This is a genomic window from Glaesserella parasuis (genome assembly GCF_002015085.1).
Classification (GTDB): Bacteria; Pseudomonadota; Gammaproteobacteria; order Enterobacterales; family Pasteurellaceae; genus Glaesserella; species Glaesserella parasuis.
On the sequence record NZ_MUXW01000010.1, the window covers coordinates 19,510 to 41,833 of the forward strand.

General features: G+C 39.4%; 18 protein-coding genes, 1 pseudogene and 1 riboswitch. Of the genes and pseudogenes, 11 read left to right on the forward strand and 8 right to left on the reverse strand.

Going from position 1 to position 22,324, the window contains the following annotated elements:
• Window positions 1–155: 155 nt before the first annotated feature.
• Window positions 156–2,198, reverse strand: a complete 2,043-nt coding sequence (locus B0183_RS04270; protein ID WP_234802026.1) for an autotransporter outer membrane beta-barrel domain-containing protein — start codon at window positions 2,196–2,198, stop codon at window positions 156–158.
• A gap of 483 nt (window positions 2,199–2,681) precedes the next feature.
• Window positions 2,682–3,932, reverse strand: coding sequence for a glutamate-5-semialdehyde dehydrogenase (gene proA / locus B0183_RS04275; protein ID WP_078208377.1), 1,251 nt, complete (start codon window positions 3,930–3,932; stop codon window positions 2,682–2,684).
• Window positions 3,933–4,122: 190 nt separating this feature from the next.
• Here proA and purD point away from each other — a divergent pair, with 190 nt between their 5' ends.
• The 5 genes and pseudogenes from purD to B0183_RS04300 all read left to right on the forward strand — a co-directional run bounded on the left by purD (window position 4,123) and on the right by B0183_RS04300 (window position 12,171).
• On the forward strand, window positions 4,123–5,418 hold the full coding sequence (purD, locus tag B0183_RS04280; protein ID WP_078208378.1) for a phosphoribosylamine--glycine ligase: 1,296 nt from the start codon (window positions 4,123–4,125) through the stop codon (window positions 5,416–5,418).
• 218 nt (window positions 5,419–5,636) lie between these two features.
• The gene (locus tag B0183_RS04285; RefSeq protein WP_078208379.1) at window positions 5,637–8,201 is read left to right on the forward strand and encodes an autotransporter outer membrane beta-barrel domain-containing protein; all 2,565 of its coding nucleotides are present in this window, start codon (window positions 5,637–5,639) and stop codon (window positions 8,199–8,201) included.
• A 206-nt stretch (window positions 8,202–8,407) separates the two neighbouring features.
• Window positions 8,408–10,079 (forward strand): annotated as a pseudogene (ettA, locus tag B0183_RS04290) (energy-dependent translational throttle protein EttA).
• Between the two features lie 96 nt (window positions 10,080–10,175).
• Window positions 10,176–11,546 carry a glutathione-disulfide reductase gene (gene gorA / locus B0183_RS04295; protein WP_078208380.1) on the forward strand — a complete coding sequence of 457 codons (1,371 nt, stop codon included), beginning with the start codon at window positions 10,176–10,178 and terminating at the stop codon, window positions 11,544–11,546.
• A 22-nt stretch (window positions 11,547–11,568) separates the two neighbouring features.
• Window positions 11,569–12,171, forward strand: coding sequence for a hypothetical protein (locus B0183_RS04300; RefSeq protein ID WP_078208381.1), 603 nt, complete (start codon window positions 11,569–11,571; stop codon window positions 12,169–12,171).
• Between the two features lie 30 nt (window positions 12,172–12,201).
• On the opposite strand, the gene B0183_RS04305 is transcribed toward B0183_RS04300, so the two are convergent.
• From B0183_RS04305 to queC, 3 genes are read right to left on the reverse strand one after another with little or no spacing between them, the layout of a single operon-like run.
• Window positions 12,202–12,816, reverse strand: a complete 615-nt coding sequence (locus B0183_RS04305; protein ID WP_062923977.1) for a 7-carboxy-7-deazaguanine synthase QueE — start codon at window positions 12,814–12,816, stop codon at window positions 12,202–12,204.
• Window positions 12,816–13,238, reverse strand: coding sequence for a 6-carboxytetrahydropterin synthase QueD (gene queD, locus B0183_RS04310; protein ID WP_078208382.1), 423 nt, complete (start codon window positions 13,236–13,238; stop codon window positions 12,816–12,818). Before queD ends, B0183_RS04305 begins: the two co-directional genes overlap by 1 nt.
• A complete protein-coding gene (queC, locus tag B0183_RS04315) occupies window positions 13,231–13,890 on the reverse strand; it encodes a 7-cyano-7-deazaguanine synthase QueC (RefSeq protein WP_078208383.1) in 660 nt (219 codons plus the stop codon). Before queC ends, queD begins: the two co-directional genes overlap by 8 nt.
• A 2-nt stretch (window positions 13,891–13,892) precedes the next feature.
• Window positions 13,893–13,937: riboswitch (PreQ1 riboswitch) on the reverse strand.
• A gap of 233 nt (window positions 13,938–14,170) precedes the next feature.
• Here queC and B0183_RS04320 point away from each other — a divergent pair.
• From B0183_RS04320 to B0183_RS04330, 3 genes are all read left to right on the forward strand, one after another.
• Complete coding sequence (locus B0183_RS04320; RefSeq protein ID WP_078208384.1) at window positions 14,171–15,043, forward strand: pirin family protein; 873 nt, start codon at window positions 14,171–14,173, stop codon at window positions 15,041–15,043.
• A gap of 359 nt (window positions 15,044–15,402) precedes the next feature.
• Window positions 15,403–16,692 carry an aminopeptidase PepB gene (gene pepB / locus B0183_RS04325; RefSeq protein ID WP_010787118.1) on the forward strand — a complete coding sequence of 430 codons (1,290 nt, stop codon included), beginning with the start codon at window positions 15,403–15,405 and terminating at the stop codon, window positions 16,690–16,692.
• Window positions 16,693–16,746: 54 nt separating this feature from the next.
• A complete protein-coding gene (locus B0183_RS04330; RefSeq protein ID WP_021111336.1) occupies window positions 16,747–17,190 on the forward strand; it encodes an RrF2 family transcriptional regulator in 444 nt (147 codons plus the stop codon).
• Between the two features lie 56 nt (window positions 17,191–17,246).
• Here the strand turns inward: B0183_RS04330 and tatC are convergent, their stop codons facing one another.
• Genes tatC through tatA form a run of 3 tightly spaced genes read right to left on the reverse strand, consistent with a single transcriptional unit; the run spans window position 17,247 to window position 18,775 of the window.
• Window positions 17,247–17,999 carry a twin-arginine translocase subunit TatC gene (gene tatC / locus B0183_RS04335; protein ID WP_021112852.1) on the reverse strand — a complete coding sequence of 251 codons (753 nt, stop codon included), beginning with the start codon at window positions 17,997–17,999 and terminating at the stop codon, window positions 17,247–17,249.
• A complete protein-coding gene (tatB, locus tag B0183_RS04340; RefSeq protein WP_071610563.1) occupies window positions 17,999–18,547 on the reverse strand; it encodes a Sec-independent protein translocase protein TatB in 549 nt (182 codons plus the stop codon). The genes tatC and tatB overlap by 1 nt, the downstream gene beginning before the upstream one ends.
• A gap of 3 nt (window positions 18,548–18,550) precedes the next feature.
• The gene (gene tatA, locus B0183_RS04345; RefSeq protein WP_005714073.1) at window positions 18,551–18,775 is read right to left on the reverse strand and encodes a Sec-independent protein translocase subunit TatA; all 225 of its coding nucleotides are present in this window, start codon (window positions 18,773–18,775) and stop codon (window positions 18,551–18,553) included.
• Window positions 18,776–19,118: 343 nt separating this feature from the next.
• Here tatA and yidC point away from each other — a divergent pair, with 343 nt between their 5' ends.
• The 3 genes from yidC to B0183_RS04360 are packed head-to-tail and all read left to right on the forward strand — an operon-like array spanning window position 19,119 to window position 22,113.
• Complete coding sequence (gene yidC / locus B0183_RS04350) at window positions 19,119–20,759, forward strand: membrane protein insertase YidC (RefSeq protein WP_078208385.1); 1,641 nt, start codon at window positions 19,119–19,121, stop codon at window positions 20,757–20,759.
• Between the two features lie 54 nt (window positions 20,760–20,813).
• Entirely contained in the window at window positions 20,814–21,557 is a 744-nt protein-coding gene (locus tag B0183_RS04355) for a class I SAM-dependent methyltransferase (protein ID WP_016528343.1), read from the forward strand.
• 43 nt (window positions 21,558–21,600) lie between these two features.
• Window positions 21,601–22,113 carry a porin family protein gene (locus tag B0183_RS04360; RefSeq protein WP_078208386.1) on the forward strand — a complete coding sequence of 171 codons (513 nt, stop codon included), beginning with the start codon at window positions 21,601–21,603 and terminating at the stop codon, window positions 22,111–22,113.
• The last annotated feature ends 211 nt before the right edge of the window (window positions 22,114–22,324 follow it).

The window sequence follows — 22,324 nt, forward strand, 5'->3', positions numbered from 1 at the left end:
GGTTTTGTTTGCTTGTATTAAGTTCTCTCTTAATCTGTGGTCAATTCGACATGCCTCTTTAGTAAAAACAAAAGATCAAACCCAAGCTAACATATGCCAATTACTTGGGACATAGTTAGTTAAGTTTGATCTTCTTAAATTACCCTATATTGATGTTAGAACGAGTATCTTACATTGGAATTAACAGATAAATCCGTATTATATTTTCCAAATGCAGAGCCTTCTAAACTCAAGCCTATACTTAACTTATCATTAGCTCTGATATTAAGCCCCAAGTCCATCAACATTCTGGCATCTTTTTTGCTATTGCTAGCACTTATACCATCTACCAAGATTTCATTGCGTTTTGCAATATCCCATTGATAGCCAATGCCAGCCCAAGCGGTCGCTTTGCTCTGTCCAATTTCAAAAGTTTTACCTGCATTCACACCCAAACGACCAACCAGTCCATTTGAGACTTTTATAGTTAATTTATGTCTGTTATCGGCTAAATTAGCTTGGCTATTTTTGACATAAATCACTTCCGCTTGTGGTTCAACATAACCTGAACCTAAGTTAAATCTATAGCCAACTTCACCACCCAAATAGAATGAATGGGTGTTATATCGTTGAGATTTAAAATCTAACTTCATTTCTTTAAATGCGTAGTCAAATTTATGGTTATTTTTGACATATTTAGCGATGGTATCAAGATAAAAGCCGTTATCAAATAACGCTGTCGCATAAACGCCTGCACCGATAGATTTTACATCGCCGTTCGTTGAGCCGATTTTTCCTTCAATGTCTGTTGAAGTATGCGTCACCGTTACCCCAGTAAATAACTCTGCATTTGAAAGGTGACTTTGTTTATCAAAACCTGTCTGAATATGGGTAAATTTATGCTTATAGCTATCGCTACTACCTTTACCACCTAATACTCTAGCCCATACGCCAGCATTGGCGTCAATACCACGTAACTCTCCCATTCTCTTATTGAGATTGTTCATTTCAACGTGGTTAAGATCAGTATGCAATGAAGTAAGTTCATTAGCTTCTTTGATCGCAGCTTGATTTGGTGATTTCGTGATATGGATATTTCCATTTTGGTCTTGTTTGAAATCATAGATTACTAATCCCTTATTACTAACTAACGACTGTTCAGTTTTTGGATTAATCAAAGCTATGTCAACACCATCTTTTTGCACAATATAAAATGTTACATCTCCCATATTCTTAGTGATAAAACTTAGTTCTGGGTACGAATTAATTTCCTTTGTTAAAGATTCTGTCGCTTTGCTTATGATAGGATCTTTTGCGTTGCTTTCTGAATTATCAACAATAATCTTTTTAGTTCCTTGATCGTTAGGTAGACTTGATGTATTTGGTGTATTAATTACACTAACCTCATTACTACTATTTTCAACATTTGCCGAAGATACTGTCGAATTATTACCTATATCTACCCCATTACTGTTTTCGATATTTTCCGGTGTATTTACCGAATCATTATTTTCGGATGCTGAACTTACAGTATCATCTGATGCCGATGCAGCATTAATGACTTGATTTGAATAGCCACTATTTTCAACTTTTGTTGGAAGATTTGTTGAGTTATTGTTAGTAGTAGATACATTCTCTACCTTTGTAGTATTAGTTGCTGTACTATTAATTGAACAAAAACTTCCTGACACACCAGGAGCCAAACTTAACCTACAATCCTCACGATTAGATGTATCTTTATAAGTACCATTATTTCTTGCCTCATCTATACTGAGGTAGGTAATACTATAAATATCATAAAGATCCGTTACATACATGCGACCACCGTCAACGGCATAACTGTAAAGAAAACGGAATATATCATTTCCTTTATTGTCTTTTGCGTAATTTCCTACCACCTCAACCATTTTAAGATTTCCAGCTTTATCCTTAACAGAATCACTAATCCATCCTTTTTTTATCTTACCATCCCCATCAACTTCAATTCCCCATAAGGTTACGGTATGGTGCTGAGAAGTGAGTGCTGCAACAACGTTTCCTGTCTTAAAATTATCAATTAAAGATTTAGTGACTAATTTGGCATCCGAGTCATAACGTTCCGTCCAGAATGGACCACCACTAATTTTTGTTGGACCTCTCTCACTTTCATAATACGTTTTTTTATTATGTTCTTCGTATAATTTTACTCCTGATGCAAAACGAGAGAAAAAATACTCCATACCTCGATATGGTTGTAATCCACCCTGTATATGCGGATAAGTTTTATATATCCATCCTGAAATGGCTTTGCTATCTTTAGGAGTATCCTCGTTAAATTCTACTTGCGCTTTTACTCTACTTTTCCACCATCCGAGAGTATTTCCTGCAACAGCACCCCAACACTGATTTGGATATTGTAAATCAGCAGTCCATCCACTATTTTGATTGACTCCACTTGCCCAATAAGTCTGAGCTTCAACTACCTGTACAGATGAAAAAAAAGTGTCGCTATTACGATCTTCGAAAGATAAGGTTTCATTATGTTCTCCTTTAAATCATTGGATGTGTTTTTAAATTGTATTGACGAATCATTGTAAATTTTTTTAGCGCTTAACACTTTGTACCAGCGCAAGATATATCTAAGATTCCCTATATTATGTAGTATAGCTTAAAAATATTGAATCTCTTTATATTTCATGGATGTTTTTTATATCTTTGAGACACTATTTTCTCGTCAAATAATCCCCTTCACACACCCATTTATAGGTCGTGAGTGCTTCTAGCCCCATCGGTCCACGGGCGTGCAGTTTTTGTGTACTTACCGCCACTTCTGCCCCTAAACCGAATTGTGCGCCATCGGTAAAACGAGTGCTGGCATTAATATATACCGCTGCCGCATCAACTTGTTGAACGAACTGGCGAGCAAGGGCGTAGTTACTGGTTAAAATCCCTTCGGAATGTTGGCTACCGTAGGTACGAATATGCTCAATCGCTTGCTGAATACCATCTACAACCACCACGCTTAAATCTAACGACAGCCACTCTTGATTTAATTTCGCTTGATCAAGCGGTTGAATTTGCGGATTATTTTGTAGATCTTCAGCAAAATCATCGCTATGCAATGTCACTTTCAATTGGCAAAGATGTTCCGCAAGTTTCGGTAAAAACTGATCTGCAATCGCCTTATCGACCAACAGGGTTTCTAGGGTGTTACAAGTACTTGGACGTTGGGTTTTCGCATTGGCAATCACATTCAGCGAATGCTCTAAATCCGCACTGGCTTCCACATACAGGTGACACACTCCGATACCGCCGACAATCACAGGGATAGTCGAGTTTTCTTTGCAGAACTGATGTAAACCTGCTCCACCTCGTGGAATAACCATATCAATATACTGATCCAACTTGAGCAATTCGAGCAATAAAGCACGGTCAGGATCGGTGATAGCTTGCACGGCTAACTTCGGCAAACCTGCTTGTGCTAAGGCTGTTTGTACAACTTCAACCAAAATTGCATTGGTAAATTTCGTTTCTTTACCGCCTCTTAAGATCACCGCATTGCCTGTTTTCAAACAGAGCGAAGCAACATCAATGGTCACATTCGGACGAGCTTCATAAATGGTTAAAATCACCCCTAATGGCACTCGCTGACGTTCGATTTTTAACCCACTGTCCAACACACCGCCGTCAATCACCTGCCCGACAGGATCGGCAAGGCTTGCCACGTTTCGCACATCATTTGCAATCCCACGAATACGCTCAGGTGTTAGCAACAAGCGGTCGATTATCGCCTCTGAAATCCCTTGCAACTTGGCATAATCAATATCCTTCGCATTGACCGCTAAAATCTCATCGGTACGTTGTTCCAACGCATCAGCAATGGCGAATAGGGCTTGGTTCTTTTGAACATTGCCAAACTGTACTAACTCAAAGCTCGCTTGTTTGGCTTGTTGTGCAATTTTAATCATTGTCATAGTTGATTCTCTGTAAAAAATAATAGGGGAGATTTTAGCATAGAATGTTGGATATATGATTATAGATAATATTAATGCTAATTCTCAATAAATAATGCTTCCTGTTCATCACTAAATCCTATACACTACGCAAACGTTTGCTTTTTTGCAGGCGGTCAGATCTTTAGCGATTTTTTACAGGGGAATTTCAATGAATATTTTGATTATTGGCAACGGTGGTCGTGAACACGCATTGGCGTGGAAAGTTCGTCAATCACCTTTAGCGGAAAAGGTTTTTGTAGCGCCTGGAAATGCAGGAACAGCGCTTGAAGCAGGGATTGAAAATGTGGCAATTTCTGCAACGGATCTGACCGCTTTAGTCAATTTTGCCAAAGAAAATGAGGTGGGGCTAACCATTGTCGGACCTGAAGCACCTTTAGTTATCGGCGTTGTTGATGCATTCCGTGCCGCTGGATTAAAAATTTTTGGTCCAACTCAAGCTGCAGCTCAATTAGAAGGGTCAAAAGCCTTTGCCAAAGACTTTTTAGCTCACCACAACATTCCAACAGCAGAATATCAAACCTTTACCGAAATTGAACCTGCCTTAGCCTATTTACACCAAAAAAATGCCCCGATTGTGATTAAAGCCGATGGTTTGGCGGCTGGTAAAGGAGTGATTGTTGCAATGACATTGGCGGAAGCTGAAGAAGCAGTGAAAGATATGCTTTCAGGAAATGCGTTTGGCGATGCTGGTAGCCGTGTTGTTATCGAAGAATTTTTAGCTGGCGAAGAAGCCAGTTTTATCGTGATGGTCGATGGTAAAAACGTCGAGCCAATGGCAACCAGTCAAGATCATAAACGAGTGGGTGAAGGCGATACAGGCTTAAATACAGGTGGAATGGGCGCTTATTCCCCTGCCCCTGTCGTCACTCCAGATGTTCATCAACGTGTGATGCAAGAAATTATTTATCCGACAGTGCGTGGTATGGCGAGTGAAAATAATGAATATACAGGTTTTCTCTATGCAGGCTTGATGATTATGCCAAATGGGCAACCTAAAGTGATTGAATTTAACTGCCGTTTTGGTGATCCTGAAACACAACCAATTATGATGCGATTGGAGTCGGATCTTGTTGAACTCTGTCTAAAAGCCTGTGACGGCAAGCTAAACGAGATACAATCAAAATGGTGTGAACAAGCAGCGTTAGGGATTGTGCTGGCTGCCGAAGGTTATCCTGCAGATTATCGTCAAAATGATGAAATCACGGGAATTCCGACAGATTGTTGTGCCGATAAAAAGGTCTTCCTCGCAGGTGTTAGCCAACAGAATGGGAAATTAGTCACAAAAGGGGGACGTGTACTGTGTGCCACCGCATTAGGTTCTACGGTATCTGACGCACAGCAAAAAGCCTTAAAACTTGCCGAACAGATCCAGTGGCAAGGGCGTTTTTACCGCCGAGATATTGGGTATCGTGCGATACAGAGAGAGCAATGTAAAGTAGCGTGATGAAATAGGCGGTAGGTAATATCGACATTTTCATAACCATATATTGAGCTTACTCAAAGTTTTATCTGATTAAAAAGTTTACAATCACCCATCGGTGAAATTTAACTGATGGGTTTTTGTGTTTCTCATCGTTAATCAATGAGCTATTATAAAAGTATTCAGATTTTTCCTACCAGTATAATTTCAGTATTCTTTCCATAAATTTAAAGGAGATCATAATGAAGCCTTATTTTTCGAAGGCCTTGATAACTGCTCTACTTTCATCCTCTGTTAATGTTTTGGCAGACGATGTCTACTGGGCAAGTGGAGTTGATAAGCAAAAAGGTTGGACTGCTGATTTTCAATATCCTAACCAATGCTGGGGAGCTGTTGCAGGAAATATGCTTGGTTGGTGGAAAAGAGAATTAAAAACCCCTGTTTTATTTAATCCCAATACACCAAACGATAATAAGGAGATTTCAAAATGGTTAAATAAGAAATATCCAAACATACAGGGAGGATTATACCCATTTCGTGGAATGGAATATTTCTTTGAGGATTTTGCTCCCACTGTTAAGTTATATGAAACTCATAATACGAAAACTTCTTATGAGGCACAGCGTGGGCCAACAAAAATCAGTGGTGGTCCATTTTGGACTGAGCGTTACGACTCTAATGCAGCTTTAGTTACAAAATCATTGGTTGAAAACTTCAAAACTGGAAACGTTGTTGCCGCGCTAACATCATGGACACATACTGTGACTTTATGGGGCATTGAGGTAGATGAAAAAACTGGCAAAATTAAAAAAGGTTATATCAGTGACTCTGTAGCAGATCAGGCAGGAAACCTTAAAATGGTTGAGGTGACAGGGGATTATGTACTTGATAATAAAGGTAATGAAATTTTTCGTTTTCTTTATAGTTACTATGTTCCAAATGGAAATAAATATGTCACCGATGTGTACGATATTTACAGCATTACTTATGTGAGTATTGATGAAACGCGAAATAATGGTACTTATAAAGACACCACTAACCGAGAGGATTGTAAATTAAGTTTAGCTCCGGGAGCTGATGCTAGTTATTGTGGTATTAGTAACAGTACAACAACGACTACTGCAACTGAAAATAATAGTTCAACCAATACAGAGACAGTAGCTGAGAATACTAACGAAGCGAGTACAGTCACGACAGAACCAGCTCCAGAAGAAACAGATGTAGATGCTCAATCATCAAATACAGAGACATCGGAAACAGAGACTGTAAGTGAAGTCCCTCCAACAGAAGAAGCTGTTGCAGAAAATAACGAGCAAATCGCTACATCAAACACTGAAACCACAGTGTCAGAAGAAAATAGCAGTGAAATCACTTCAACAGACAGCTCTGCGTCAAATGCAGAAACCGTAGTGCTAGAAACGGAAAATACACCAAGCACTCCAGCTAATGAAAATAGCGATGAGCCAAGTGTAGATAATACTGCTCAGCCAGCAGTAGAAACGCCAGTTGTTGCTACTGAAGATGCTAAGCCAACAGCAGAAGCAGTTGCAGAAACAAGCGAGCAACCGACCGCTGTGCCAACTCCTGAAGTTGCAGAGCCAGCACCTGAGCCTACTCCAAGCCTAGCTTCAACTGAAACAGCGACTGTAAGCGAGGTTAAACCAACAGAACCAGAAACCGCAGAACGTCTAGCGGTGAAATCATTAAAAGAAGCTATTGCTAATTATCAAGAGCTAAGTTTTGTAACCGCTCGTGTCGGTGATGTAACTCGTTACCTAATTCAAAGAGAAGGTATTGATATTGCTTTAATTGATCCAAATAGCAAGCAGATTTTGGTGAACAATACGGGCTTGGTGAACTATGATTTAGCTCAAGACCAAAATGGAAATATCCATATCACGAAATCACCAAATCAAGCTGCGATCAAAGAAGCTAATGAACTTACTTCATTGCATACTGATCTTAACCACGTTGAAATGAACAATCTCAATAAGAGAATGGGAGAGTTGCGTGGCATTGACGCCAATGCAGGCGTATGGGCTAGAGTATTAGGCGGTAAAGGCAGTAGCGATAGCTATAAGCATAAATTTACCCATATTCAGACAGGTTTTGATAAACAAAGCCACCTTTCAAATGCAGAGTTATTTACTGGGGTAACGGTGACGCATACTTCAACAGACATTGAAGGAAAAATCGGCTCAACGAACGGCGATGTAAAATCTATCGGTGCAGGCGTTTATGCGACAGCGTTATTTGATAACGGCTTTTATCTTGATACCATCGCTAAATATGTCAAAAATAACCATAAATTTGACTACGCATTTAAAGAAATGAAGTTAGATTTTAAATCTCAACGATATAACACCCATTCATTCTATTTGGGTGGTGAAGTTGGCTATAGATTTAACTTAGGTTCAGGTTATGTTGAACCACAAGCGGAAGTGATTTATGTCAAAAATAGCCAAGCTAATTTAGCTGATAACGGACATAAATTAACCATAAAAGTCTCAAATGGACTGGTTGGTCGTTTGGGTGTGAATGCAGGTAAAACTTTTGAAATTGGACAGAGCAAAGCGACCGCTTGGGCTGGCATTGGCTATCAATGGGATATTGCAAAACGCAATGAAATTTTGGTAGATGGTATAAGTGCTAGCAATAGCAAAAAAGATGCCAGAATGTTGATGGACTTGGGGCTTAATATCAGAGCTAATGATAAGTTAAGTATAGGCTTGAGTTTAGAAGGCTCTGCATTTGGAAAATATAATACGGATTTATCTGTTAATTCCAATGTAAGATACTCGTTCTAACATCAATATAGGGTAATTTAAGAAGATCAAACTTAACTAACTATGTCCCAAGTAATTGGCATATGTTAGCTTGGGTTTGATCTTTTGTTTTATCACAGGCAGAGTTTTGGTTTAATCAGATTTCTAATGAATGTAAAGGCAAAGCTATATTTTGCCCCTGATTTCAAGTAGAATACCCCCTAATTTTTGTCAGAAAAGGAATGTATATGTCCACGCAATTTGTTTACACTATGCACCGTGTCGGAAAAGTCGTTCCGCCGAAGCGTCATATTTTGAAAGACATCTCATTGAGCTTCTTTCCAGGGGGCTAAAATCGGGGTGTTAGGTTTAAATGGTGCAGGTAAATCCACCCTGTTACGCATTATGGCTGGGATCGATAAAGAGATCGAAGGTGAAGCTCGTCCACAACCAGGGATCAAAATCGGTTATCTTCCGCAAGAGCCGAAATTAGAGCCACAGCAAACCGTGCGTGAAGCCATTGAAGAAGCGGTTTCAGAAGTGAAAAATGCACTTACTCGTTTAGATGAAGTTTATGCAGCGTATGCCGATGAAAATGCGGATTTCGATAAACTTGCGGCTGAACAAGCACAATTAGAAGCGATTATTCAAGCTCACGATGGTCATAATTTAGATAACCAGTTAGAACGTGCAGCAGATGCGTTACGTTTGCCAGATTGGGACGCTAAAATCGAACATCTTTCAGGGGGCGAACGCCGCCGTGTGGCACTTTGCCGTTTGTTGCTCGAAAAACCGGATATGTTGTTATTAGACGAGCCGACCAACCACTTAGACGCGGAGTCGGTGGCGTGGTTAGAACGTTTCTTACACGACTACGAAGGTACTGTGGTGGCAATTACCCACGACCGTTACTTCTTAGATAACGTGGCAGGCTGGATCTTAGAGCTTGACCGTGGTGAAGGTATTCCTTGGGAAGGTAACTACTCATCTTGGTTAGAGCAAAAAGAGAAACGTTTAGAGCAAGAACAAGCGGCGGAAAATGCTCGTCAAAAATCCATTGCTAAAGAGTTGGAGTGGGTACGTCAAAATCCGAAAGGTCGTCAGGCGAAAAGCAAGGCGCGTATGGCACGCTTTGAAGAGCTTAACTCAGGCGAATATCAAAAACGTAACGAAACCAACGAACTCTTTATTCCACCTGGTCCACGTTTAGGGGATAAAGTGATTGAAGTGAGCAATCTAACCAAATCTTACGGCGACCGCACTTTAATTGATGATTTATCTTTCAGCATTCCGAAAGGGGCGATTGTGGGGATCATCGGGGCGAACGGTGCAGGTAAATCAACCTTATTCCGTATGCTTTCAGGTCAAGAACAGCCAGATAGCGGTTCAATCGTGATGGGAGAAACGGTGGTGCTTGCCTCTGTGGAACAGTTCCGTGATGCAATGGACGACAAAAAAACCGTATGGGAAGAAGTCTCAAACGGACAAGATATTTTAACCATCGGCAACTTTGAAATTCCAAGTCGTGCTTATGTTGGTCGCTTTAACTTCAAAGGCGTAGATCAACAAAAACGTGTCGGCGAATTATCAGGCGGTGAGCGTGGTCGTTTACACCTTGCGAAATTGTTACAAGCGGGCGGAAACGTCTTATTATTAGACGAACCAACCAACGACCTTGATGTGGAAACCTTACGTGCGTTAGAAAATGCGATCTTAGAATTCCCAGGCTGTGCAATGGTTATCTCGCACGACCGTTGGTTCTTAGACCGTATCGCAACTCACATTTTAGATTACGGTGATGAAGGTAAAGTCACTTTCTACGAAGGTAACTTCTCAGACTACGAAGAGTGGAAAAAGAAAACCTTTGGTGCAGAAGCTACACAGCCACATCGTATGAAATATAAGCGTATTGCGAAGTAATAGTCAAATCAGCCATATCTTTTATGGCTGGATGTGGCTATGTTTTTTTAATGTGTGTTATGGATATGAAATAAAGATAATTTTAAGGAGCCTTTTATGACCAAACATTACGACTATATCGCTATTGGCGGCGGTAGCGGCGGCATTGCTTCTATTAACCGAGCGGCAAGTTATGGTAAAAAATGTGCCATTATCGAAGCAAAACACCTAGGCGGAACTTGCGTAAACGTAGGCTGTGTGCCAAAAAAAGTGATGTTCTATGGTGCTCAAATTGCTGAAGCGATCAATTGCTATGCACCAGATTACGGCTTTGATGTGACGATCAATCGTTTTGATTACCGTAAATTAGTCGAAAACCGTCAAGCCTATATCGGACGTATTCATACCTCTTACAATAACGTTTTAGCTAGAAACAATGTCGATGTTATTCGTGGGTTTGCAAAATTCGTGAATAAGAATACCGTTGAAGTTGCCTTGGCAGACGGTGGCGTAGAGAAAATCACGGCAGATCATATTTTAATTGCAACGGGAGGTCGTCCAAGTCGCCCTGCGATTAAAGGGGCTGAATATGGCATTGATTCTGAAGGTGTTTTTGCCTTAGATGATGTACCAAAACGTGTGGCGGTTGTGGGGGCTGGTTACATTGCGGTGGAACTTGCAGGCGTATTAAACAGCTTAGGGGCAGAAACCCATTTATTCGTTCGCCAACACGCCCCTTTGCGTACTTTCGATCCACTTATTGTGGAAACTTTATTAGAAGTGATGAACCAAGATGGTATTCAACTTCATACTCACGCTATTCCACAAGAAGTCGTTAAAAATGCTGATGGCTCTTTAACGTTAAAATTGGAAAATGCTGAAGAACAAAGCGTAGATTGCTTGGTATGGGCGATTGGTCGTGAACCAGCAACAGACGTGATTAACCTTGACGCTGCAGGTGTAGCAACAAATGAACGTGGCTTTGTGAAGGTGGATAAATTCCAAAATACCAACGTCGAAGGCATCTATGCCGTAGGCGATATTATTGAAGGTGGAATTGAATTAACCCCTGTTGCCGTTGCCGCAGGTCGCCGTTTATCAGAGCGTTTATTCAACAATAGGCTAAATGAACATTTGGATTACAACCTTGTTCCAACGGTAGTTTTTAGCCATCCGCCGATTGGTACTATTGGTTTAACAGAGCCAAAAGCGGTTGAGCAATACGGTGCGGAAAATGTGAAAGTTTATAAATCTTCATTCACCCCAATGTACAGTGCCGTAACACAACACCGCCAACCTTGCCGAATGAAATTAGTTTGTGTCGGCAAGGAAGAAAAAATTGTTGGCTTACACGGCATTGGCTTTGGTGTTGATGAAATGATGCAAGGTTTTGCCGTTGCAATCAAAATGGGGGCAACCAAAGCTGATTTTGATAACACAGTCTCCATTCACCCAACAGGCTCGGAAGAGTTTGTGACAATGCGTTGATTTTTATTTAAGGATATTTTTTATGAATAAACTATTATTAATTTTTATTGCTATATTTTCTGTAACTGCCTGCTTTGAACAACCTAAGAAGGATATTATTCAAGAAAAGGGAGAAGATAAAGCTGATGTAGAAGGACTAAAAGCGGAAGATTCAAAAGTTGAGTCGCCAAAAGTTGAGGCATCAAAAGTTGAGTCACCAAAAGTTGAATCTCTAAAATCTGAGGTCTCAGAAGCGGGAGCTTCCCAAGTAAAAATTCCTGATTCTAAGAAGGATATAACGGAGACCTCCTCATCAGATGAAAAGGCTGAAGCTAGACAATCTATTTCAGTTCAAAATGAACAGGCTTCTGTTGTGGATAGCAATAATGAAAATTCATTATTGGCGCAAGATATCAATGAGTCAGAATCTCAGAAATCTAGTAAACCTAAATCGTTACAATATAGTATAAATAGACATCAAGAATCTTCGGGGCTATCCCCAGAAGAGGCTAGAGTAGGTTATCAAGACACTCTATCAGATGAGGGAATTCTCTATCTAAAAATGCAATGCCGTTATCCTCTTATGTCTGAGCAAGAGATTATTAATTTTGGTTGTGGGACAAAAGAAGTAAAAGTAGCAGAATAGTTTAATTGCAACAATTAAGCGTTTTCAGTATTACTCAATCCCAGCCATCTTATGCGTCTGAATACTTAACTGCCAACGGGGTTTGTTCGGACGCTGGTTAAGTTTTCCTAGTTGGGTGATGGTTTCTAACATATTCATCACCCCATTTTCTTCACAAGGGGAAAGGTAGTAACGCTCTGCTTTGATGGTGCTTTCTATCTGCTCACAAAACGCCAGTACATCACCGTCTACCACAATTCTCACTTCATTAGCAAAGGGAATGTGATGTTTCAAATAATTCTTCTGATATAACCGCTTGGGGCTAGTGGCGATATAGTCAATTTGTGGCGGAACAGGTTTTAAGCCATTAGTTTCTATCGCAATAAAATAACCTGCTGCTTTCAAGGTATCGAGCAGATACGCTAAATCGGGCTGAATTGTCGGTTCGCCCCCTGTAATAATGATGTTCTTTGCGGAAAAACCTTTGACCACTTGCATAATATCTGCAAGGGTTTTGGTTTCGTATTGGTTGTAATTGGTATCGCACCAAGGGCAAGCGAGATTGCATTTACCAAAGCGGATAAAAATACTCGGCATACCCGTGTTGAACCCTTCGCCTTGAAGGGTTTCAAAGATTTCGACAATTCGGTATTCTGGATTTTTCATTATCGGCAGTACTCACAATAAGACGTTGGGGTTTCCCATAGACGAATAAGACTAACAGGTAGTCCTTCCGTTGTGAGTGTGTCAAAAATGTATTTCGCCATCTGTTCCGCTGTGGTACGAGCAGGAATGCCAAAGGTTTTGGAATCGAGAGATTGAAGTAATGTGGCAACTTTGCACTCTTTTTCACTCGTAGAATCGTAGATAAAGGCGTGATCCATTTTGTCGAGAATATGCTGTTTTACGACCGCTTTGAGATCACTGTAATCCATCACCATACCCGATTTAGCACCGCCCGTATGTAATTCGCCAGCAATCTCTACTTGTAAAGTATAGGTGTGCCCGTGCAGATTTTTACATTTGCCATCGTGACCGTCCAACATATGAGCCATATCAAAACTAAATTCTTTGGCGATTTTAAACATTGCTTTTTTCCTCTAAATATTCGTTTAACCCTTTTTCTCTCAACAAACAGCTTGGGCAAGTATGGCAACCACCTTCTACGCCAAGATAACAAGTGTGAGTATGAGTTCGGATATAGTCCAATGCCCCAAGTTTATCCGCTAACGCCCAAGTTTCTTTTTTCGTGAGATACATCAACGGTGTACGGATATTGAAGTTGTAATCCATCGCTAAATTAAGCGTTACGTTCATTGATTTAATGAATACATCTCGGCAATCAGGATAACCACTAAAATCTGTTTCACATACGCCAGTATAAATGGTCTGGATCCCCTGACTTTTTGCATAAATGGCTGTGTAAAGTAGAAAAAGAGCATTACGCCCATCTACAAAGGTGTTAGGGGTGTTGCCTGTCTGCTTAATTTCAGCTTGATCGTCCATTAAGGCATTAGCCGTAATGGCTTTTATCACAGATGTATCAATTAAGGTCTGTTTAACGCCAAGATCTTGAGCAATCCAACGGGCTTTATCTAATTCGATGGCGTGGCGTTGTCCATATTGAAAGGTGACGGCTTCGACATTTTCTTTGCCAAATTCTTTGATAGCAAGGAATAAACAAGTTGTAGAATCTTGTCCGCCTGAAAAAATCACGGCAGCTTTAGGTGTAGGTTTCATTGTGTTCCTTAGTTTTTTTGCGTGGGAGGTTTGCGAACCACGATTGAATAAATAAGCGGTACGATGTTGCAATATTTTTGCATTATCGCACCGCTGTGAAAGGCGACATTATAATGATTTTATCTTTTTTTGCGATTTTTCTTTTTATTATTTACTTATATTAAATAGTTACTCAATAAAACCTATATTTATCAAATTTTAGATGAGATTATAATGTGCCCCATCAAGAGCGATGTGATAAATCACTCGCAACATTTAACTATAAACAAAGGATAACAAAATGAAAAAAGTTGCAAATGTTCATACTGCACCTGCAAAACACTGGGTAGGCAATGGGTTCCACGTTCAATCAATGTTTAGCTATAACGATACCGATAAAAATTTAGATCCGTTCTTATTGATGGATTACAACCCACCTCGCCATTTTGATGGTGGACGCAAATCGGATTTTAGTGGTGTTGGCGAGCATCCGCATCGTGGTTTTGAAACCGTTACAATTGCGTATCAAGGCGAAGTTGCTCACGCGGATTCTTATGGTGGTGGCGGTACTATTGGGACAGGTGATGTGCAATGGATGACGGCAGGTTCAGGTGTAATGCACGAAGAGTTTCACTCAGAACGTTTCTCAAGAGAAGGTGGAATGTTTGAGATGGTACAACTTTGGGTGAATTTGCCTAAAGCTCACAAAATGACAACACCAAAATATCAGGCGATTAAATCGGCAGATATTCCTGTCGTGCAACTTGGTGATAATGCTGGAATGGCTCGTATTATTGCGGGAGAGCTATCAAGTACTTCGGGAGTTGCTAGTACTTTTAGTCCGATTAATATGTGGGATGTGGTACTAAATGCAGGTAAAGTTCATACTTTTGCTGTACCAGAAAGCCATAATCTGATTATTTTGGTGTTAGATGGCACAGTACAAATTAATGGCGAGGACATTGCTCGTCGTGGTGAATTAGTGACCTTTGAACGTGGCGGCGCTGATGTTCTGATCGAGGCGAATAACGATGCTAAACTGTTAGTTCTTACGGGAGAGCCATTAAATGAACCTGTTGTAGGTTATGGTCCTTTTGTGATGAATAGCCGAGAAGAAATTATTCAAGCTATGCGTGATGTACAAAGTGGGAAGTTTGGGCGGATTGATAGGTAAAAGATAGATTAAACTCTTATAATCAAGGCTTAAGAGCTGCTCTTCTTTACTTTCGTTTTCATCCTTAGCTCTTGGTGATCGCTTAAGAGATCACCAAAATTAATTGATTCATTACTTGTTATTAGCTTTGAAGATACATTCCCAATTTTTGATTATTACATCATGTTAAAAAAATGAATAATATCTGTGATATGTGTTTATTTTTTCACAATGTATCTTAGAGTGAACTGAACGATAGACTTTTAGTAGGGGGTTTAGTAGGATTGGCAATAATACTTTATTGACAATATTCAAAGTTATATTGGATGAAGTGTAAAAGTATTTATATAGCTATATATCAAGGAGTCTTTATGAGTTCAATGCAAATCACGTTATCATTAACTGCCGCCCCTGAAGTTTGGGGAAAAAATGCAATTTTATCGGCAAACGATCAAGGTATGACAATTCATCTGGTAAAAGATGAATTAACCACCATTCAACAAGCAGCTCGCAAAATCAAAAATCAGAACATTTTAAATGTTGCCTTAACAGGCGAAGGCTGGGGATTAGAGCAGTGTTGGGCGTTCCATCAAGGATTTGTTAGCGTGAAAAATGCAGGCTCAGTCACCTATCCTGCGTTAAATGAACAACAAACCGAATTTGATGCTCGCCTTGCGTGTAGCAGCTTTACTCGTGACATTATTAACGAACCATCTGACCGCTTAACCCCCGAAGTGTTGGCTCACAAAGCAGCTGAATTTATTTTACACCAAGCCGATAAATATGTAGGCAAAGGTAAGGTTTCTTTTGAAATCGTTGCTCGTGAAGCATTAAATGAACGTGGTTATCACGGCATTTGGTCGGTTGGTAAAGGCTCTGCTCATTTACCTGCGATGTTACAACTTGACTATAACCCAACGGGCAACCCAGATGCACCAGTGTTAGCCTGTTTGGTCGGTAAAGGCATTACCTTTGACACGGGCGGTTATAGCTTAAAACCAAGTGACAGTATGTCTACAATGCGTACTGATATGGGCGGTGCAGCTTTAGTCACAGGGGCGTTAGGTTTTGCTATTGCACGTGGCTTAAAACAACGTGTGAAACTCTATCTTTGCTGTGCAGAAAATATGGTGAGTAGCCGAGCATTCAAATTAGGGGATATCATTACTTATCGCAATGGCGTAACCGCAGAAGTGTTAAATACCGATGCAGAAGGGCGTTTAGTGTTAGCCGACGGTTTAATTGAGGCCAGCAAACAGAAACCGCAGTTTATTGTCGATTGTGCGACCTTAACAGGTGCAGCTAAAGTAGCGGTGGGTAATGACTACCATTCAGTGCTATCAATGGACGATCAATTAGTTGCCCGTTTATTTGAGGCAGCCAAAGCCGAAAACGAACCTTTCTGGCGTTTACCGTTTGAAGAGTTCCACCGTGCTCAAATTTCATCTTCCTTTGCAGATATTGCCAATATCGGTTCTGTTCCTGTTGGTGCAGGCGCAAGTACCGCAACAGCCTTCTTATCCTATTTTGTGGAAAATTATCAGCAAAATTGGTTACACATTGACTGTTCTGCAACCTTCCGCAAAACTGCAAGTGATTTATGGGCAGCAGGTGCAACGGGGATTGGGGTGAAAACCTTGGGGAATTTATTACTCTCTTCTCATGAGTAATGGGAAAGATAAGTTGGGCATTAATGCCCAACTTTATCAAGTATGGAGGGAACTATGCACCTAAGTAAATTTACTGATTATGCTTTTCGTGTATTGATGTATCTTGCTCATCATCAAGATGAGCTTCACACCATTCCGCAGTTAGCAGAATCGCTTCAAGTGTCGCAGAACCATTTGGTGAAAGTGGTGCATTTTATGGCAAAACAAGGGTGGCTAATCACCGCAAGGGGAAAAGGTGGCGGTATTAGAATTTCCTCTCTCATTCTCTCTATGGCTGTGGGCGAAGTGATTAGAACCTTGCAAGGCAATCCCAGATTGATAGATTGCAATTCTCCTGCGTGTATTTTAAAACCGCATTGTCACCTGAAATCTGTCTTAGATCACGCCCTTGAACATTTCTATCAATATTTGAATCAATATTCGGTTTCGGAATGTATTGGCTCTCAAAAGGTGATTAAAGGTATTCTATGCGGGAATACTACAGCAGATGGCTATTGAGCAGAATATACATTATCTAAAATACATAGAGACACATTTTGTGCCTCTATAGTTATTTATTCAGATTGTGCTGTTGACTCTGTTTCATCATCTTTCGGCTGATAAAAACGAGCAACCAGTAGTCCTAGTTCAAATAACAGACACATCGGCACAGCTAGTAATGTTTGAGAGAACATATCTGGTGGGGTAAGTAACATTCCGATCACGAAAGCTGCCACAATAATGTAAGGACGCTTTTCTTTGAGATCTTCTGCTGTGGTTACGCCAGACCAACAAAGTAAAATGATCGCAACTGGCACTTCAAAACAGACACCAAAGGCTAAAAAGATAGTCAAAATGAAATCAAGATAGCTATTAATATCTGTTGCCATTACAACACCTTCAGGGGCTGTTTGGGTCAGGAAGCCAAAAATGAGCGGAAAGACTACATAATACGCAAATGCCACACCAATATAGAAAAGCAGAGAGCTTGAGATTAACAGTGGATAAACTAGCTTTTTTTCGTGTTTATATAATGCAGGTGCGATAAATGCCCAGACTTGATACAAAATATAAGGCACGGAAATAAATACTGCAACAATCGCCGTTAATTTTATCGGGGTGAAAAACGGTGTAACCACATTCGTGGCAATCATCGTTGCCCCTTCGGGTAAACGTTCAGTAAGTGGGCTAGAAAGTAATGTATAGATGTCATTTGCCCAATAAACAAGGATACAAAAAATAACTAAAATACAAATAACCGCTCTTAACAAGCGGTTACGAAGCTCAATTAAATGGCTAATAAGGGGTTGAGATTCTTCGACTGACATTATTTATCCTGTTTCGTTTTAGGCTCAACACTTGCAAGATCGTCATCTGGGGGATAATACGCCGTCAATTTATCCTCGTCTGCTTCAGCAAGTTCTGCAATGCGATCCGCTGAAAGCGTTTCGGTTTCAAACGGTGGGTTTTCGGTTTCTTTCTGCTGTTTAGCTTGTTGAGAAAGTTGCTGGCTCTCTTGCTCAATTTTATTTTGAATTTCATTAACTTGCTCTTGCGTCATGCTTTCAATTTGCCCTCTTGCTGAGTCTAAGTTAGCTTGCATTTTCTGTGCTGATTGTTTGAGTTCTTCTACGGTCTTGCTTAATTTGGGGGATAATTTACTTAAATTCAACTCTTCTGCTTTCTTAATGCTCTCTTGCAACTCTTGCAGTTTTAGCTCTTGAGAAAGCTCATTTTGAACGTTAGCTGCCAATCCTCGAATAGTACGAACCCAGCCCATCACTGTACGAATAGCAATAGGCAGGCGTTTCGGGCCTAGTACCACTAAGCCAACGATAAACACCAAAACTAATTCAGAAAAACCTATATCAAACACGGATTATGCCTGCTCTTTTTCTTTTGCTTTTTGTTCGGTAGATTCTGTGGCTTTTTGTTCTACTTTCTCAAATTCAGCGTCTTTAGCTTTGTCATCATTCATCGCTTTTTTAAAGCCTTTGATAGATTCGCCTAAGTCTGAGCCTAATCCGCGTAATTTTTTAGTGCCAAATAATAAGACAACTAATAAAACGATAATAACTAGATTCCAAATGCTAATACCACCCATTGTGTGTACCTCTTTGTAAGAATAAAAAAATAAAAACGTCGTAATTATACGAGTTTTCTTGCTAGATGACACTTATTTTGTCGGATTTCGTAAGAATAAAAAAGAAGTAATTCTTCAAAATGTGGCGTTCATCACATTATTTTGCTTCAATATTAGTAAGAAAATCCTAAGTTTGTTTGATTTGTGAGCATTTGTTTGCAAGAAGCCGTACTTTTTAGTAAATCTCTAAAAAAATCCAACCGCTATCTTGCAAAAGGCGTTGGATAGTTTGTTATCCTATATTAAAATGTATACTTTTCCATAGTGGGCTATTCCACTTCACTTTAACCACAGAGAACTTAAAATGAACTCAAACCGTAGTTTACTGATTATGGGTTTGTTGCTTGTTTCGTTCTTGATTTTTACGCAGTGGCAACAGGACTATAATCCTGAGATCCAAGCACAAAAACAAGCGATGGCTCAAGCTCAAACACAACAAGTTGCAAATCAATCGAGTGATGTCCCCGCTTCATCTAATGTGGCATCTATCAATGAGCAATCAACTAAAGGAAAAACCATTACTATTGAAACGGACGTATTACGTTTAACCGTAGATACTTTAGGTGGTGATGTGGTTGATTCTGATCTCTTAAAATATAACGCAGAATTAGACTCTAATACACCATTTGAATTGCTACAAGATAACGGCAAAGTGCTGTATGTGGCACAAAGTGGGTTAGTCGGTAAAAATGGGATTGATACCACAGCAGGTCGTGCTCAGTATCAAGCTACGGCAGAGAAATTTGCGTTAGCTGAAGGACAAAATGAGATTGATGTGCCATTAACATTTGAAAAAGATGATGTAGTTTATACCAAAACATTTACCTTAAAACGTGGTAGCTATAATGTAGCGGTGAATTATCACATCAAAAATGGTTCGGCAGAAACCCTTGAAGTTCAGCCTTATGGTCAACTTAAACATACTTTAGTTGAAAGTGCTGGCAATTTTGCAATGCCAACCTATACAGGTGGTGCTTATTCATCTTCTGAAGTGAACTATAAAAAATATAGTTTTGATGAAATGGCAAAAGCTAACTTATCTGTAGATACTAAAGCAGGTTGGGCAGCTGTTTTACAGCATTATTTCGTATCGGCGTGGATCCCAAATCAAGATGCGGAAAATAATCTTTATACTCGCACAGGAAATGGCGTAGGCACTATCGGTTACCGTGGGCCTGCAACACAAGTTGCCCCTAATGGTGAAGCGACTATTATAAGCCATTTATGGACTGGACCGAAAGATCAAGCTGCAATGGCACAAGTGGCAAATAACTTTGACTTAACCGTTGATTATGGCTGGGCGTGGTTCATTGCAAAACCATTATTCTGGCTATTAACATTCATTCAAAGTATTGTATCTAACTGGGGTTTAGCTATTATCGGTGTAACCATTGTGGTGAAAACCATTCTATACCCATTAACAAAAGCTCAATATACCTCAATGGCGAAAATGCGTATGTTACAACCTCGCATTCAAGAGATGCGTGAACGTTTCGGTGATGACCGTCAGCGTATGAGTCAAGAAATGATGAAACTTTACAAAGAAGAAAAAGTAAACCCAATGGGCGGTTGCTTACCAATTCTTCTTCAAATGCCAATTTTCATCGCATTATACTGGACATTTATGGAAGCGGTGGAATTACGCCACGCGCCATTCTTTGGTTGGATTCAAGATTTATCGGCACAAGATCCATACTACATTTTCCCTCTATTAATGGGGGGGTCAATGTACTTGTTACAAAAAATGTCGCCGACTCCAATTGCTGATCCTGTACAGCAAAAAGTGATGAACTTTATGCCTGTGATGTTTACTGTGTTTTTCCTATGGTTCCCATCAGGCTTAGTACTTTACTGGTTAACCTCTAACTTAATTACGATTGCACAGCAGTGGTTGATTTATCGTAATTTAGAGAAGAAGGGGTTACACACTCGTGTTAAAAAGTAATTTTATAACATGGGAACAAAGAATTGTTCCTATGTTGTATTTAAACCTCATGATATGAATATTCAATTAATTAATGAAAGTGATTTTACTGAGCGCTTTTATGATATTTGTGAAAAATGGAAATTGAAGCATAATCCTAGCTCTAATTTAGCATTAGTACAGACTAATGAACGCCTTGAATTAAGGAAACTTAATCAGCCTAAATTAGGTGCTGTAGCTGTAAATTTTGTTGATGGAAAAATGTCGTATCGTCGAAAGTTTGGCGGTGGTCGTAATGAGGCTATTGTGAAAGCTGTTGGTGTTAAAGGTTCGTATACTCCTACAATTATTGATGCGACAGCAGGTTTAGGGCAAGATGCTTTTGTTTTGGCATCAATAGGGTGCTATGTGAAACTTATTGAACGTAATCCAATTGTTGGCGCATTATTGGAAGATGGTTTACAAAGAGCTTATAAAGATTTAGAAATTGGTCATTTTATGAGAGAAAGAATGGTATTACTTCCTCATAGTTCTATTACTGGTTTAAATCCAGATCTTGACTCGGTGGATGTTGTTTATCTTGATCCTATGTATCCGTCTAAGACTAAAAGTGCATTAGTAAAAAAGGAGATGCAACTATTTCAACAATTGGTTGGCTGTGATTTAGATTCAGATGATTTACTTTTCCCTGCTCAGCAACTTGCTAGAAAGAGAGTGGTTGTAAAAAGACCTAACTACGCATTATTTTTAGCAAATAAGAAACCTGATTTTTGTAAGGAAACTAAAAAACATCGGTTTGATATATATCTATCTCATTAGAATAAAATAATATTTTCTACGCTAACTTAATAGGAGATTTATGATGAAAAGATTTATCGTAGTAGCTTTGTTATCAAGTTCTGCTTTAGCTGCGCCTGTAGGTGAAACTTTTACAGGTGGAGGAATTGGTATGGATGTTACAACTACAAAATATAAAAATGGTGATTTGCAAGGTAAGCAGGCAATAGGCATAAACTTTACTTTAGACTATGCAATAGATTATGGTAGGAATTTAATTGGAATAATTGATGGTAAAGCAAAATTAGGAAGTAGCAATATTTTTCATGATATCAAACAAAAATCCCAATATAGTATTGGATATGCTCAAGGATACCGTCTCCTACCAGATATATTACCATACGTTAAATTACATTATAGTATTAGTAAAATATCGGATTTTGGTAGTTTCAAAGAGATTGGATATGCGATTGGTGTAAAATATGCAATCTCTAATGATATTGAAGTAGGTTTAGAATACTCAAAAAATAATTTGAAACGAAATGGTACAAAATTAAAGGGAAATGCTATTGGAACCAATCTGTCCTATCGTTTCTAAATATTTAAGTTGTACAAGTAAGTTACCTGTGAATTGGTGATATGAAATTGATACCATAAGGATTAGATCTATTTGAGTGGGTCTAATCCTTTTTGTTATCTAATAGCATATTTGTATGATATTTTGTAAATATGTCTATGAAAATATAAACAACCTCTGTTTTTTAAATAAACATTATGAGCTTATTTTAAACAAGCGATCATTTTTTTCA

Coding starts and splice junctions, on each gene's coding strand:
- proA (WP_078208377.1), bottom strand. CDS start 3,932: ATGACAATGATTAAAATTGCACAACAAGCCAAACAAGCGAGCTTTGAG.
- purD (WP_078208378.1), top strand. CDS start 4,123: ATGAATATTTTGATTATTGGCAACGGTGGTCGTGAACACGCATTGGCG.
- B0183_RS04360 (WP_078208386.1), top strand. CDS start 21,601: ATGAAAAGATTTATCGTAGTAGCTTTGTTATCAAGTTCTGCTTTAGCT.
- B0183_RS04330 (WP_021111336.1), top strand. CDS start 16,747: ATGCACCTAAGTAAATTTACTGATTATGCTTTTCGTGTATTGATGTAT.
- gorA (WP_078208380.1), top strand. CDS start 10,176: ATGACCAAACATTACGACTATATCGCTATTGGCGGCGGTAGCGGCGGC.
- B0183_RS04305 (WP_062923977.1), bottom strand. CDS start 12,816: ATGAAAAATCCAGAATACCGAATTGTCGAAATCTTTGAAACCCTTCAA.
- B0183_RS04355 (WP_016528343.1), top strand. CDS start 20,814: ATGAATATTCAATTAATTAATGAAAGTGATTTTACTGAGCGCTTTTAT.
- tatA (WP_005714073.1), bottom strand. CDS start 18,775: ATGGGTGGTATTAGCATTTGGAATCTAGTTATTATCGTTTTATTAGTT.
- pepB (WP_010787118.1), top strand. CDS start 15,403: ATGCAAATCACGTTATCATTAACTGCCGCCCCTGAAGTTTGGGGAAAA.
- B0183_RS04300 (WP_078208381.1), top strand. CDS start 11,569: ATGAATAAACTATTATTAATTTTTATTGCTATATTTTCTGTAACTGCC.
- tatC (WP_021112852.1), bottom strand. CDS start 17,999: ATGTCAGTCGAAGAATCTCAACCCCTTATTAGCCATTTAATTGAGCTT.
- B0183_RS04320 (WP_078208384.1), top strand. CDS start 14,171: ATGAAAAAAGTTGCAAATGTTCATACTGCACCTGCAAAACACTGGGTA.
- yidC (WP_078208385.1), top strand. CDS start 19,119: ATGAACTCAAACCGTAGTTTACTGATTATGGGTTTGTTGCTTGTTTCG.
- B0183_RS04285 (WP_078208379.1), top strand. CDS start 5,637: ATGAAGCCTTATTTTTCGAAGGCCTTGATAACTGCTCTACTTTCATCC.
- queD (WP_078208382.1), bottom strand. CDS start 13,238: ATGTTTAAAATCGCCAAAGAATTTAGTTTTGATATGGCTCATATGTTG.
- queC (WP_078208383.1), bottom strand. CDS start 13,890: ATGAAACCTACACCTAAAGCTGCCGTGATTTTTTCAGGCGGACAAGAT.
- B0183_RS04270 (WP_234802026.1), bottom strand. CDS start 2,198: ATGGAGTATTTTTTCTCTCGTTTTGCATCAGGAGTAAAATTATACGAA.